13 protein-coding genes and 3 tRNA genes are annotated in these 13,785 nt (G+C 52.3%); 8 read left to right on the forward strand and 8 right to left on the reverse strand.

The features are described from left to right. Positions 1-229 precede the first annotated feature (229 nt). Positions 230-1,378, forward strand: a complete 1,149-nt coding sequence (gene cfa / locus F3J40_RS00295; RefSeq protein ID WP_167011869.1) for a cyclopropane fatty acyl phospholipid synthase — start codon at positions 230-232, stop codon at positions 1,376-1,378. A 39-nt stretch (positions 1,379-1,417) separates the two neighbouring features. Here the strand turns inward: cfa and F3J40_RS00300 are convergent, their stop codons facing one another. Continuing rightward, the gene (locus tag F3J40_RS00300; protein ID WP_167011871.1) at positions 1,418-2,080 is read right to left on the reverse strand and encodes a riboflavin synthase subunit alpha; all 663 of its coding nucleotides are present in this window, start codon (positions 2,078-2,080) and stop codon (positions 1,418-1,420) included. Between the two features lie 187 nt (positions 2,081-2,267). Between F3J40_RS00300 and F3J40_RS00305 the strand changes: the two genes are divergently transcribed. The 6 genes from F3J40_RS00305 (at position 2,268) to F3J40_RS00330 (ending at position 6,328) form a co-directional block, all read left to right on the forward strand. Beyond that, positions 2,268-3,641: an MATE family efflux transporter gene (locus F3J40_RS00305; RefSeq protein ID WP_167011873.1), complete on the forward strand. Its 1,374-nt coding sequence runs from the start codon at positions 2,268-2,270 to the stop codon at positions 3,639-3,641. A 153-nt stretch (positions 3,642-3,794) separates the two neighbouring features. Further along, positions 3,795-3,871: transfer RNA gene (locus F3J40_RS00310), tRNA-Val, on the forward strand. A gap of 4 nt (positions 3,872-3,875) precedes the next feature. After that, positions 3,876-3,952 (forward strand) — tRNA-Val (locus tag F3J40_RS00315). Between the two features lie 11 nt (positions 3,953-3,963). Beyond that, positions 3,964-4,040, forward strand: a tRNA-Val gene (locus tag F3J40_RS00320). A 335-nt stretch (positions 4,041-4,375) separates the two neighbouring features. After that, positions 4,376-5,788 (forward strand): pyruvate kinase PykF, encoded by a 1,413-nt coding sequence (pykF, locus tag F3J40_RS00325; protein ID WP_167011875.1) that lies wholly within the window; start codon positions 4,376-4,378, stop codon positions 5,786-5,788. Between the two features lie 303 nt (positions 5,789-6,091). After that, positions 6,092-6,328, forward strand: a complete 237-nt coding sequence (locus F3J40_RS00330) for a major outer membrane lipoprotein (protein WP_007374746.1) — start codon at positions 6,092-6,094, stop codon at positions 6,326-6,328. A gap of 79 nt (positions 6,329-6,407) precedes the next feature. On the opposite strand, the gene F3J40_RS00335 is transcribed toward F3J40_RS00330, so the two are convergent. The 7 genes from F3J40_RS00335 to sufA are packed head-to-tail and all read right to left on the reverse strand — an operon-like array spanning position 6,408 to position 12,963. After that, positions 6,408-7,331: a L,D-transpeptidase family protein gene (locus tag F3J40_RS00335; protein WP_167011877.1), complete on the reverse strand. Its 924-nt coding sequence runs from the start codon at positions 7,329-7,331 to the stop codon at positions 6,408-6,410. Positions 7,332-7,386: 55 nt separating this feature from the next. Next, positions 7,387-7,803, reverse strand: coding sequence for a cysteine desulfuration protein SufE (gene sufE / locus F3J40_RS00340; protein WP_017348978.1), 417 nt, complete (start codon positions 7,801-7,803; stop codon positions 7,387-7,389). A gap of 20 nt (positions 7,804-7,823) precedes the next feature. Next, positions 7,824-9,047 (reverse strand): cysteine desulfurase SufS, encoded by a 1,224-nt coding sequence (gene sufS, locus F3J40_RS00345; protein WP_167011879.1) that lies wholly within the window; start codon positions 9,045-9,047, stop codon positions 7,824-7,826. After that, entirely contained in the window at positions 9,044-10,324 is a 1,281-nt protein-coding gene (gene sufD / locus F3J40_RS00350; protein WP_167011881.1) for a Fe-S cluster assembly protein SufD, read from the reverse strand. The genes sufS and sufD overlap by 4 nt, the downstream gene beginning before the upstream one ends. Further along, positions 10,299-11,045, reverse strand: a complete 747-nt coding sequence (gene sufC, locus F3J40_RS00355; protein WP_017348981.1) for a Fe-S cluster assembly ATPase SufC — start codon at positions 11,043-11,045, stop codon at positions 10,299-10,301. The genes sufD and sufC overlap by 26 nt, the downstream gene beginning before the upstream one ends. A gap of 42 nt (positions 11,046-11,087) precedes the next feature. Beyond that, positions 11,088-12,581 (reverse strand): Fe-S cluster assembly protein SufB, encoded by a 1,494-nt coding sequence (gene sufB, locus F3J40_RS00360; protein ID WP_026042769.1) that lies wholly within the window; start codon positions 12,579-12,581, stop codon positions 11,088-11,090. Positions 12,582-12,588: 7 nt separating this feature from the next. Further along, positions 12,589-12,963 (reverse strand): Fe-S cluster assembly scaffold SufA, encoded by a 375-nt coding sequence (gene sufA, locus F3J40_RS00365; protein ID WP_017348983.1) that lies wholly within the window; start codon positions 12,961-12,963, stop codon positions 12,589-12,591. A gap of 390 nt (positions 12,964-13,353) precedes the next feature. On the opposite strand from sufA, the gene F3J40_RS00370 reads away from it, so the two are divergent. After that, positions 13,354-13,758, forward strand: coding sequence for a hypothetical protein (locus F3J40_RS00370; RefSeq protein ID WP_017348984.1), 405 nt, complete (start codon positions 13,354-13,356; stop codon positions 13,756-13,758). Positions 13,759-13,785: the final 27 nt, after the last annotated feature.

Raw genomic sequence — 13,785 nt, forward strand, 5'->3', positions numbered from 1 at the left:
TCTTAACAAAACAATAACATGAGTGACACATTTGCGCGCGACACTGTCGCCGTGATGGCTTGTGCTTTTTTTTCAGTACCCTGAGTTTCAGACGACATTTCACAGAATCAATCCTCTGTAAAACGCCGGATTTCAAGCGAACGGAATATTCCGTGAGTTTTCTCACAAGCTTCGAGAAATTGACTATTCTTTTTCTCAGGTAAGACCGGACAGGTGTGATGGAGATGCTATGAGTTCATCGTGTATAGAAGAAGTGAGCCTCGAAGAGAACCATTGGTTTCGTATTGCCCATGAATTACTGAGCAAGGCAGATATTGAAATTAATGGTACGCGTCCCTGGGATATTCAGGTGAAACACCCTGATTTCTTCAAGCGGGTATTACAGGAAGGGTCGCTAGGCCTTGGCGAAAGCTATATGGACGGATGGTGGGAGTGCGAACGCCTCGATATGTTTTTTCACCATGTGTTAAAACATAAACTGGATCAGCAACTGCCGCGCCATTTTAAAGATACCCTGCGCATCGCTGCTGCGCGCTTAACTAACCTGCAATCCAAAAAACGTGCCTGGATTGTTGGAAAAGAGCATTACGATTTAGGTAATGACCTCTTTACACTGATGCTCGATCGCTTCATGCAATATTCCTGCGGTTACTGGGATAGCGCAGAAACGCTGGAAGACGCACAACACGCTAAGCTAGACATGATCTGCCGTAAGCTGGAGTTGCAACCGGGCATGAGCCTGCTGGATATCGGCTGTGGCTGGGGCGGATTAGCGGAATTTGCTGCCCGTAATTATGGCGTGAGCGTTTACGGTGTCACTATTTCGGCGGAACAGCAGAAGCTGGCGCAGCAACGTTGCGAAGGTCTGGACGTCACTATTTTGTTGCAGGATTATCGCGACCTGAATCAGCAATTTGATCGCATTGTTTCCGTCGGCATGTTTGAACACGTAGGGCCTAAAAACTACGCCACCTACTTTGATGTTGCTGATAAAAATTTGAAACCCGACGGTATTTTCCTGCTGCATACTATCGGTTCAGTCAGGACAGATATGAATGTAGATCCGTGGATCGACAAATATATCTTCCCTAATGGATGCCTGCCATCCGTCCGTCATATTGCGGAAGCCAGTGAACCCCACTTTATCATGGAAGACTGGCACAACTTCGGTGCCGATTATGATATTACGCTGATGGCCTGGTATGATCGCTTTATTGCCAGTTGGGAACAGCTGGAAGAGAAATATGGCGATCGTTTTAAACGCATGTTCTCCTACTACCTGAATGCCTGCGCCGGTGCCTTCCGTGCCAGGGATATTCAGCTATGGCAAGTGGTATTTAGCCGTGGCGTAGAGGGTGGATTGCGCGTCGCGCGATAGTAGTTACTGCGGTGGCACCGGCCACCGCAGTTCACAGAATTACTCTTCCTCTTGCTCGTCCTGAGCTGCTTGCGCTGCTGCCAGAGCCGCGGCTTCCCGCTGTGCTAATACGCGTTCTACGGTTTCAACAATTGCTTGCGTATGGGGATCGATCTCAATATTTACGCGATGTCCCAGCTTTTTGCTGCCCAGCGTGGTGCGCTCCAGGGTTTCCGGGATCAGATGAACACAGAATTTGGTCCTGGTCACATCGCCCACGGTCAGGCTGATACCATCAATGCCCACAAAACCTTTATGCAAAATGTATTTCATCTGTGAAGCATCCAGTGGCTTGAACCACACTTCACGGTTATTTTCTGACTGGATAATTTTGCACACTTCAGCCGTGGTCATAATGTGTCCAGACATCAAGTGGCCGCCAATCTCATCACTGAATTTGGCTGCACGCTCAATGTTCACCACATCGCCGGTTTGGATATCGCCGAGATTGGTCACACGCAGCGTCTCTTTGATTAAATCAAAGCTAACGCGATTGCCTTCGATGGCGGTGACCGTCAGGCAGCAACCGTTGTGGGCAACGGAAGCCCCCAGCGCCAGGCCAGGCAATAATTCTTCCGGCAATTCAGCCACGTGGGTACGAAACAGCTCTTTTTCTTCTATTGATACGATCTTTGCGGTGCCCTGCACAATACCGGTAAACATAGCTATAGCCTCTGCGAAGTTTGCGTTAGTTTATCACAGCTTAGCGCAGCACGGCCTTAGCATTAGAGGCCATCCACAGCGAAACGCCGGCAAAGATTGGCGAACTTCCCGCTGCCAGTTACACTAAGCCGCGTTTTCCTTGTGGTTTCCCGTTTTTTCAATATTCCTCATAACAACAGGTGTTTAAGTGCAGAAGTATTTAACAGAAGCACGACAGTTGCTCGCTTTAGCTATTCCGGTCATTTTGGCGCAGGTTGCTCAGACTGCGATGGGCTTTGTCGATACGATTATGGCTGGCGACGTCAGTGCCACCGATATGGCAGCGGTGGCCGTTGGCACCTCCCTCTGGCTGCCGACGATTTTGCTGGGCCACGGCATTTTACTCGCCCTGACCCCCACCGTTGCGCAACTTAACGGCTCCGGTCGCCGCGAGCGGATTGCTCATCAGGTCCGTCAGGCGCACTGGTTGGCGCTGTTTCTCGCCATCATCATTATGATTGTGCTGTGGAATGCCGGTTTTCTACTGCGTTCCATGCACAATATCGACGAGCAGCTAGCGCAAAAAGCCGAAGCCTATTTGCACGCTCTGCTGTTCGGTGCGCCCGGCTATCTCCTGTTTCAGGTGATGCGTAACCAGTGTGAAGGTCTGTCGAAAACCAAGCCAGGCATGATCATGGGCTTCCTCGGGTTGATGCTGAACATCCCGCTTAACTGGATCTTTATTTATGGCCATTTGGGCATGCCCGCGTTGGGCGGCCCCGGCTGTGGTGTCGCGACTGCCACGGTGTACTGGGTGATGTTTGTGGCGATGCGCTTCTGGGTGCGTCGCATCCCCCATATGCGGGATATCCGCCTGACCGAACGCTGGTCTGCGCCTGTGTGGCCGGTGCTGTGGCGCTTTGTTACCTTAGGCCTTCCTATTGGGCTGGCGCTGTTCTTCGAGGTGACGCTGTTCGCGGTTGTGGCTTTACTGGTATCGCCTTTAGGGATTGTCAGCGTGGCTGGGCACCAGATCGCACTCAACTTTAGTTCGCTGATGTTTGTCTTGCCGTTGTCGCTGGGTGTGGCAACCACTATCCGGGTAGGCTTCCGTCTGGGTCAGGGTTCTGCCGAGCAGGCGCGCGTCGCCGCATGGACGGCGCAAGGCGTTGGCATCTGTATGGCGGCAATCACTGCGCTGTTTACGGTGGTTTTCCGTCACCACATCGCCCTGTTGTATAGCCAGGACCCGCTGGTGGTGACGCTGGCAGCACAATTGATGCTACTGGCCGCGATTTACCAGTTCTCGGATTCCATTCAGGTGATCGGCAGCGGTATCCTGCGCGGGTATAAAGATACGCGATCCATCTTCTTTATTACCTTTATTGCCTACTGGGTACTGGGCCTGCCCACGGGCTACCTGCTCGCGCTGACAGATGTGATTGTGCCACGCATGGGGCCTGCGGGCTTCTGGTGCGGCTTCATTGCCGGGCTGACGTCGGCCGCCGTGATGATGATTTGGCGCATCCGTCGTTTACAGCGTTTGCCTGCCGAGATGATCCTGACTCGCGCCGCACGTTAGTCCTTGATCCGGGGCTGAAATGCCCCGTTTCGGATAAAAAAACGGCGCATCGCACAGATGTCAGTCAGTCGTCACGAAAATTGCATTTTTCTCCTTGCCAGTCAGACACACTGTCGATAATATTCGTCCCCGCTGTCACCCAGACAGCATGTTGCGCTCTTAGCTCAGTTGGTTAGAGCACCACCTTGACATGGTGGGGGTCGGTGGTTCGAGTCCACTAGAGCGCACCAAAGTGCGTCCGTAGCTCAGTTGGTTAGAGCACCACCTTGACATGGTGGGGGTCGGTGGTTCGAGTCCACTCGGACGCACCAAATTCTGAAATGCGCTCTTAGCTCAGTTGGTTAGAGCACCACCTTGACATGGTGGGGGTCGGTGGTTCGAGTCCACTAGAGCGCACCATCTCCTGATTATTCCCCTTGTTGCGCAATAAAATCCCAACCCTAAGCATTTTAAGACTTTTTCCGTTTTCCAATTGGTTTTCGCATACTTAGCGTCTATACTAGCGCCGTTGACCCACTTGAAAGGTTTCAGCGCTAACGTGACAGCCAAATTAACGTCTTTTTATTGCGCAACAACGCCATCGCGTTTTCCTATTCGCGCACAACTTCCTCTGCACGCGCTGACCTCATCTTCTATTCTTTATTCTGTACAAAAACAACAATCGCATTCTCACGTGTTGCACCAGCAGCACGTCCCGACCTTTATCATTCATCACAACCTACAGATAACTCGTCATGAAAAAGACTAAGATCGTTTGTACTATCGGCCCGAAAACTGAATCTGAAGCAGTGCTGTCCCAACTGTTGGACGCAGGCATGAACGTCATGCGTTTAAACTTCTCCCACGGTGACTACGCCGAACACGGTCAGCGCATCGCTAACCTGCGAGCGGTACTCGCGAAAACCGGCCAGACTGCAGCGGTATTACTCGACACCAAAGGCCCAGAAATTCGCACCATTAAGCTGGAAGGCGGTAATGACGTTGCGCTGAAAGCCGGTCAGACCTTTACCTTCACCACAGACCAGTCCGTTATCGGCAACAACGAGCGCGTAGCAGTGACTTATGCAGGCCTGACCCAGGACCTGAAAGTAGGCAACACCGTGCTGGTTGATGATGGCCTGATTGGCATGGAAGTGACTGAAGTCAACAGCGATACCGTGGTGTGTAAAGTCCTGAACAACGGTGATCTGGGCGAGAACAAAGGCGTTAACCTGCCAGGCGTTTCGATTCAGCTGCCTGCGCTGGCGGAAAAAGACAAGCGTGACCTGATTTTCGGTTGCGAACAGGGTGTAGATTTTGTTGCAGCCTCCTTTATTCGTAAGCGTTCAGATGTTGAAGAGATCCGTGAACACCTGAAGCAGCACGGTGGCGAGAAGATTCAGATCATCTCTAAAATTGAAAACCAGGAAGGCCTGAACAACTTCGACGAAATCCTCGAAGCATCAGACGGCATCATGGTCGCACGTGGCGACTTGGGTGTTGAAATCCCGGTTGAAGAAGTTATCTTTGCGCAGAAGATGATGATCCAGAAGTGCAACAAGGCGCGTAAAGTGGTTATCACTGCAACGCAGATGCTGGACTCGATGATCAAAAACCCGCGCCCTACCCGTGCAGAAGCAGGCGACGTGGCTAACGCCATCCTCGATGGTACGGATGCCGTAATGCTGTCTGGTGAGAGTGCCAAAGGTAAATACCCACTGGAAGCTGTGACCATCATGGCGACCATTTGTGAACGTACAGACCGCGTGATGCAGTCTCGTATCGACACACCGCATGACACCCACAAACTGCGTATCACTGAAGCAGTATGTCGCGGTGCGGTAGAAACGGCAGAAAAACTGGAAGCACCTCTGATTGTTGTTGCGACCGAAGCCGGTAAGTCAGCCAAATCGATCCGTAAGTATTTCCCGGATGCTGTTATCCTGGCGTTGACTACCAATCCAACCACCGCGCGTCAGCTGGTTCTGACCAAAGGTGTGGAAACTCGCCTGGTCTCTAAAATTGAATCAACCGATGACTTCTACCGTCTTGGTAAAGAAGCGGCCCTGGAAAGTGGCTACGCGCAGCAGGGTGATATCGTGGTAATGGTTTCGGGCGCATTAGTTCCGAGCGGTACTACTAACACCGCTTCTGTACATCGTCTGTAAGATATTTTTCATCCTATTTTAAAAAACGCCCTCCTCGGGCGTTTTTTTATTCCTCAGCTAATACAAACTGGCAAAATTTCCAATCGAAAATAACTATTCAATTCGTCGAAAAATTAAGGTTAATCCGATTAAAACTCTCTGTTTTCGCTAAATTTTTTTATCATCTTCTGTTCGACGCTGCTTCTTTGAGCGAACGATCAAGTTTAAGCAGGTTATTAGCAAAAATTTATTCTCAACTCAAAAAGCTTTGTGTAATACTTGTAACGCTACATGGAGATTAACTCAATCTAGAGGGTATAAAGAATGAATCGTACTAAACTGGTACTGGGCGCGGTAATCCTGGGTTCAACTCTGCTGGCTGGCTGCTCAAGCAACGCTAAAATCGACCAGCTGTCTTCAGACGTTCAGACTCTGAACGCTAAAGTTGACCAGCTGAGCAACGACGTGAACGCAATCCGTTCTGACGTTCAGGCTGCTAAAGATGACGCAGCTCGCGCTAACCAGCGTCTGGACAACCAGGCTCACTCTTACCGTAAGTAAGAGTACTGGTAATAAAAATGGCACCCTCGTGGTGCCATTTTTTTTGCCCTGATTTTGGTGCCTCTTCGTAAGCCCTGTTCTACTCCCCTGCACTCACCAGCACAGGCATCCCAGAACGCCGTGTAATCGCTGCATCCGCCTGCGCCTTGTCCGTCCCACTGCTGTGAAGAAAACCTCTTAAATCCGCACTGAGCGCGATTGGCACCGTTTGTGGATCATCGCTTTCATTACGTGACAGTGGCTGATGGACCTCGATGTAGCGCTTACCATCAGGCTCTACCGCATATTTGATGGGCTGATTGATGATTTGCACCCGCGTCCCTGCTGGAACGGCATTGAACAAGGCTTCAATATCCTGTGGCCGCAGGCGGATACAGCCGGAGCTGACGCGCATCCCGATACCAAAGTCCGCATTGGTGCCATGGATCAGATACTGCCCGCTGCCGTGCGCCAGCCTGAGTGCAAACAAGCCCATGGGGTTTTCTGGCCCGGCTGGCACGGTGCCCGGCAGCGTAATGCCCTGTTTCGCGTAGCGCTTGCGGATGTTGGCCGTGGGTGTCCAGCTCGGGTTCGGAATTTTTTGTCGGATTTGCGTGACCATTACCGGGGTCGCGGCCCCAAGCTGGCCGATACCAATCGGATACACAATCACCCGATTTTCATCCGGGGGATAGTAATAGAGCCGAAGCTCGGCAAGGTTGATGACAATGCCCTGGCGCGGCGTATCCGGGAGGAGCATCTGCAACGGTACAGTCAGTTGACTGCCCGCGCGCGGCAACCATGGGTCGGTACCTGGATTGGCTTCCAGCATGCCCAGTAAGCCAATCTGATAGCGTGCAGCAATCGCCTCCAGCGGCTTTTTATCGTTGGGGACAGTGATTACGGTGTTTTCACCAATTAAACGGCTATCTGGGGCTGGGAGACGGTATTCTGTGGCATTAACCGGTGCAGACAGAGACGCGGCGGCGAGCAGTGCACCTAAAAGTAAGTAAACTGTTCTCATGGGATTATCCTGACGGGATAAAAAAAGACGCCGGATGGCGTCTTTTGAGTGTAGCTTAGCTTAGCGTTTGTGCATGTTGGCGAATGGCACGTATCATCGCCTCCAGGCCTTGCGATCGCGAGGGGGTGAGATGCTGAGTCAATGCCAGCTCGCCGAACCAGTGACGCACGTCCAGCGCGACGATATCGCGCGCGGTCAGGTTCTGATAGAGGCTAAAGACCACCGCAATCAGGCCCTTTACAATGGCGGCATCGCTATCACCGGCAAGGGCAATGGTGCCATCCGCTTGCGGGGTCATTTTGATCCACACTTGACTCTGGCAACCAGAGATAACGTTCTCAGGCTGATGCAAATCGTCTGCCGCAGCAGGCAATTTCGCCCCCAGCTCGATGATATAAAGGTACTTCTCTTCCCAGTTAGCGCAACGATTGAAGTTACGCACCAGCTTTTCTTTATCTGGCAAATTAGCCATCACTGACTCCTGCTGTCTGCTCAACCACCGAGCAGACGGTGAATACGTGTCAGGCCAGCCGCCAGGCGGTCGGCTTCCGCTTCACTGTTGTAAATCGCGAACGAGGCACGGCACATGGCGGGTACGTTGTAGTGACGCATCAGCGGCATGGCGCAGTGGTGTCCGGTACGGATGGCAATACCATACTGATCGAGGAAACTGCCCACATCAAAGGCGTGATGCTTGCCCAGATTAAAGGCGATAACGCCATAGCGTGTCGCAGGACCATAAATGGTTAAATCCGGCACGTCAGCCAGCTTTTCCAGTGCATAGTTCATCAGGCTGGTTTCCCGCTGATGAATCACATCAAAGCCTAGCGTTTCTACGTAGTGTAACGCAGCACCGAGACCAATAATCCCGCCGGTGTTCGGCGTCCCCGCTTCAAAACGCCAAGGCGCTTTGTTCCAGGTGGTACCCATGGGCAGCAGGACGTTGTCGATCATCGATCCGCCCCCTTCCCACGGTGGCATCTCATCTAACAGCGCTTTGCGACCGTAGAGAATACCGGCGCCGGTTGGCCCATACAGCTTGTGACCTGAGAAGACGTAGAAGTCGCAACCGATATCCTGCACATCCACTTTCTCGTGCATCACTGCCTGCGCACCGTCAACCAGTGTTACCAGCCCCGCCGCTTTGGCCTGAGCCACCAGCGCTTTAACCGGGTTAACCGTACCCAGCACGTTTGACACGTGTGCGACAGCCAGCAGGCGTGTACGCTCATCGATCAAATCGGCCAGTTTTTCCACCGCCAGCTCGCCATTTTCCGTTAACGGCAACACACGGATCTCTGCACCGGTACGCTGGGCGACCATCTGCCAGGGCACGATGTTAGCGTGATGCTCCATGGCGGTGATGATCAGGTTATCGCCCGCTTGCAGCTGGCTGCCACCCCAACTGTTCGCCACCAGGTTAATCCCTTCCGTTGTCCCTTTAATGAAGACAATCTCTTCCGCCGACGCGGCATTGAGGAAGCGAGCAGCCTGAGAACGGACATTTTCCATGTCCGTTGTGGCGATCTGGCTCAGGGTGTGGATACCACGGTGCACGGCCGCATAGCCGTGCTTGTAGAAGTGACTTTCGGCGTCAATCACCGCCAATGGACGTTGCGCACTGGCGGCGCTGTCCAGATAGGCCAGCGGTTGCCCGTTGACCTCACGCTTCAGGATCGGGAAATCAGCCCTGATACGTTTGAGATCAAATGTCATGCGTCGCCTCCAGGAAAGCGCTGTGCAATGCGATCCAGGACTGCTTTACGCACGATGTCATTCTCAATCACTTCGGTCACTTCCGCAGCGAAGGCGTGAATGATCATCTGTTGTGCTGCATCCTGATCGATGCCGCGTGAGCGCAGATAGAACAGCTGTTCTTCATCGATACGACCGATGGTGGCACCATGGCTACACTTCACATCATCCGCGTAGATCTCAAGCTGTGGCTTGGTATCCACTTCGGCCAGACGACCCAGCAACAGGTTGTTGTTAGTCATCTGTCCATCTGTCTTCAGCGCATGCTGTGCGACTTTAATGTGACCATTAAAGATCGAACGGCCTTTGTCGCGTGAGATGGTTTTATGCAGCTGGCGGCTCAGGCAGTAGCCTTTATTGTGTTCAAGGTAGCTACGGGTATCCGCCACTTCCTGCCCCACAGGCAGCACCAGGCTGTTTAATGCCAGTTCAGTGTTTTCGCCGTTAAGCTGAACGCTGGTGTTGTGACGGCTCAGGCCCGCACCCAACAGGAAACTGCTGGAGCTGACGTTTGCATCACGGCTAATCACGATGTCGTTATGGGCAAAGTGATAGCTGGCACTGGTTTCAAAGGCCAGTTTAATGTGGTTAAGCCGCGCGTTATCGGCCACTTCGAAGGTGAAGCGTGCGCCGGTAAAGTGCGTCTCAGCCGTCAGGCTGACATAGTGCTCAATCACTTCCGCTTCAGCACTCTCTTCGAGTTGCAGGTGATGGCGGTGATGCACGGTATTCAGCGCATCGGCCTGACCACGGCTGATGTGAACCAGATACAGCGGACGCGCAGCGGATTTACCCCGCGCCAGGCTGATGGTGGTCACTTCTTCCGCCAGGCTTTCCGTCAGGTGCAGGAACACCTCCGGCTGCACGGGTGCAGGCAGTGGACGGCGTTCAGCCGCACGGCTGTGCTGGATGGTGAACAGATCGGTATCCGCGCTGCTCAGTTCCGCCTGGAACTGGCCATCAACAAACACCAGTCGCACGGCATCGATCGGCAGCGCCAGCGCATCAACCTGAGCGGCGCTCAAGGCGGCCTGTGCCTGCGGCAGAACGAACTGCTGCTCCAGCAGTGCATCCAGTGAGGTATATTTCCAGTTTTCGTGCTTACGGGTCGGTAAGCCTTCGCGCATCAGTTGCTGCCAGTGCTGCTGAGCCTGCAACGAACGAGCGTCGCCACGGGATTCAAACAGGTGGTGCCACTGCTGCAGCGCTTTATCACTCCTGGTCGGTAAGCCAGCCATAGCCTTGCTCCTCCAGTTGTTTCACCAGCGAGAAGTCACCAGACTTAACGATCTTGCCCTGATACAACACGTGTACGTGGTCAGGTTTGATGTAATCCAGGATACGCTGGTAGTGCGTAACAATGATAAAGGCACGCTTACCGTCACGCAGGCTGTTAACGCCTTCAGAAACGGTTTTCAGGGCATCGATATCCAGACCTGAGTCTGTTTCATCCAGGATGCACAGATCCGGCTCAAGTGCCGCCATCTGCAGGATGTCGTTACGTTTTTTCTCACCGCCGGAGAAGCCAACGTTGACGGAACGCGTCAGCAGGTCTTCTGGCATTTTCAGCAGGCGAATTTTATCTTCGATGAAGTCCTGGAACTCAAAGCGGTCCAGCTCATCCTGCTCACGGTGTTTACGTACCGCATTAACCGCAGTTTGCAGGAAGAATTGGTTGCTGACGCCAGGAATTTCTACCGGATACTGGAACGCCATGAAGATGCCTTCACCTGCGCGCTCTTCCGGGTCCATTTCCAGCAGATCTTTGTCTTTAAACGTGACGGAACCGCCGGTCACTTCGTAATCATCACGGCCCGCTAAGGTTGCTGACAGGGTACTTTTCCCTGAACCGTTAGGTCCCATGATGGCATGAACTTCACCTGGTTTGATCTCAAGATCGAGGCCACGCAGAATGGCTTTATCTTCAACGCTGACCTGCAAATTTTTAATGCTTAACATACTCTTTCCTTCACATTGCTTCCGGCATCACGTGTGATGGCATCAGCCCACGCTGTGCTCAAGGCTGATGGCTAACAGTTTTTGTGCTTCCACCGCGAACTCCAGTGGCAGCTCAGAGAATACATCCTTGCAGAAGCCGTTTACGATCATTGAGATCGCATCTTCTTCGCTGATGCCGCGTTGCAGACAGTAGAACATCTGATCTTCGCCGATACGCGAGGTGGTCGCCTCGTGCTCGAGTTGCGCTGAGTTGTTGCGCGTTTCCACGTACGGGAAGGTGTGCGCACCACAATCAGGGCCAATCAACATCGAGTCACACTGCGTGAAGTTACGCGCGTTAGTCGCTGTCGGCATGATCTTCACCAAACCACGGTAGGTATTCTCGCTTTTACCGGCGGAAATCCCTTTTGAGATGATGGTAGAACGGGTGTTTTTACCGATGTGGATCATCTTGGTGCCGGTATCTGCCTGCTGACGACCGCTGGTCAGCGCCACAGAGTAGAACTCACCAATGGAGTAGTCACCTTTAAGGATGCAGCTTGGGTACTTCCAGGTGATGGCTGAACCGGTTTCAGACTGGGTCCAGGACATTTTACTGTGGTCGCCTTCGCACAACGCACGCTTGGTCACGAAGTTCAGGATCCCGCCCTGACCTTCCCCGCCTGGGAACCAGTTCTGTACGGTGGAGTACTTCACTTCCGCATTCTTGTGAATGATGACCTCAACCACTGCCGCATGCAGCTGGTAGGTATCACGCACCGGCGCGGAACAGCCTTCGATGTAGCTCACGTAGCTGTCTTCGTCCGCCACCAGAATGGTGCGTTCGAACTGGCCCGTTTTGGCTGCATTGATACGGAAATAGGTAGACAGTTCCATTGGGCAACGCACGCCTTTCGGGATGTACACGAAAGTGCCGTCTGAAGCCACGGCGGAGTTCAATGCCGCAAAGAAGTTGTCATTGTAGGAAACCACGGTGCCGAGGTATTTCTGCACCAGTTCCGGGTATTCGTGGATCGCTTCACCGAATGAGCAGAAGATAATGCCCTGCTCCGCCAGCTTGCCGCGATAAGTGGTTGAAACTGACACGGAGTCAAAGATGGCATCAACCGCCACTTCACGTCCTTCACGCGTCGGGACACCCAACTGATTGAATGCGTCTTCAACTTCCTGCGTCAGGAAGTCGCCAGAAGGCGTGCTGCCTGAAGACTGTTTTGCACCTGATTCTGAGGCACAGGTATCATCGCAGTTGCCGCAAGAAGGCGCGGAGTAGTAGCTGTAATCTTGATAATCCAGCTTTTCATATTCCGCTTTCAGCCAGTGTGGCTCTTCCATTTCCAGCCAGGCATGGTAGGCCTTGAGGCGGAATTCAAGCATCCACTCCGGCTCATTACGCTTAGCAGAAATGGCACGAACAACATCTTCATTGATGCCGTGCGCCAGCTCATCAGTTTGCAGGTTGGTGAAGAAGCCCTCTTTGTAGTTGAGCTTTCCATCCCACATTTGTACATCGTCAGATGCTTCGCTGTGTCGTGACATATTTTACTTACTCTACGCCAAAGCTCTCACCACACCCACAGGCATGTTGAGCTTTCGGGTTATTGAATTTAAAAATTTGGTTCAAACCTTCGCGGACGTAATCCACTTCAGTGCCATCCACGAAGGGCATTGCCTGAAGCGGGACATACAAAGATGCGCCAAAAAAAGTAAACTGCAGATCGTCATCAGCCGGGTTTTTCGCCAGTTCCATCACATAGCCAAAGCCTGCACAGCCGGACTGCTTAACGCCCAGATGTAAGCCTTTCACTTCGGGATCCTGCGCCACCAGATTGAGAATTTGTTTCGCTGCGGATTCGGTCAGCGTCAGCCCTTTCCAGACGAAGTCGTCGGGAGAAAACGTGGCTGCATTAACAGATGCCATATTGATACCTCATAAGTCCGGACCTTTTCAGGCTATCCCCCTATGGTAGTGATCTGGAGGTTCACTTCAACCACTTGATTTGCAGGGATAATCATCTTGTGCTGTTTTTCATCGCTGCTTTATTAAGCATAGTCTCTCCCTGACGGGATGAACTTCAGGATTTTCAGCACACTAACCTGACGTAACTCACTCTTTTTTCACAAAAAATTACAATATCACTTTTTGAAAACGCTACGATTGATAGGTTACGCCTTTCTGTCATGTAGCGAAATTGTTATTACCGATTTTATTAACAGGCTAAGTAAATCAATAAAAAATCTTCGCGAGCAATTGCAATCCCCTGCGGAATGAATATGATAATTATTATCATTATCGCTTTAGGGTTGCCGCATGTCGCTTTCCGTCTCCGCCTGGCTTCAACACAAAATCGACGAATACCAATTTTCGGTGCGCGATCTCACCGTCGATTTTTATATGTCTCAGGCAAAGCTCAACCGGGATGACTGTACCATCCAGCAATTACGTCAGTTTAACGACACTTGCCTTGATATGGCGGAGATCTGTCAACTCAATGGCGACGACCAAAGCTACCTGCATGCATTAGGCAAATTGCACCACCGGTTGGTGCAGGAGATGGGTAACAGCGATCGTGAACAACTGTTCCGCATTCAGGCTTACCAACTGGCTCGCCTCTCCCTCACCCGCCTGTGCCATCAGCTAGCGCTCAGCGGCGAATGGGACAAAGCCACCGAGCTACAGAGCGATTTCGTCCGCCACGCGGGCTGGATATTCTAATCCAGCCACGTGTTTTCGTCGCCACAA

The sequence above is a fragment of the Candidatus Pantoea multigeneris genome (assembly GCF_011752615.1).
GTDB lineage: Bacteria > Pseudomonadota > Gammaproteobacteria > Enterobacterales > Enterobacteriaceae > Pantoea > Pantoea multigeneris.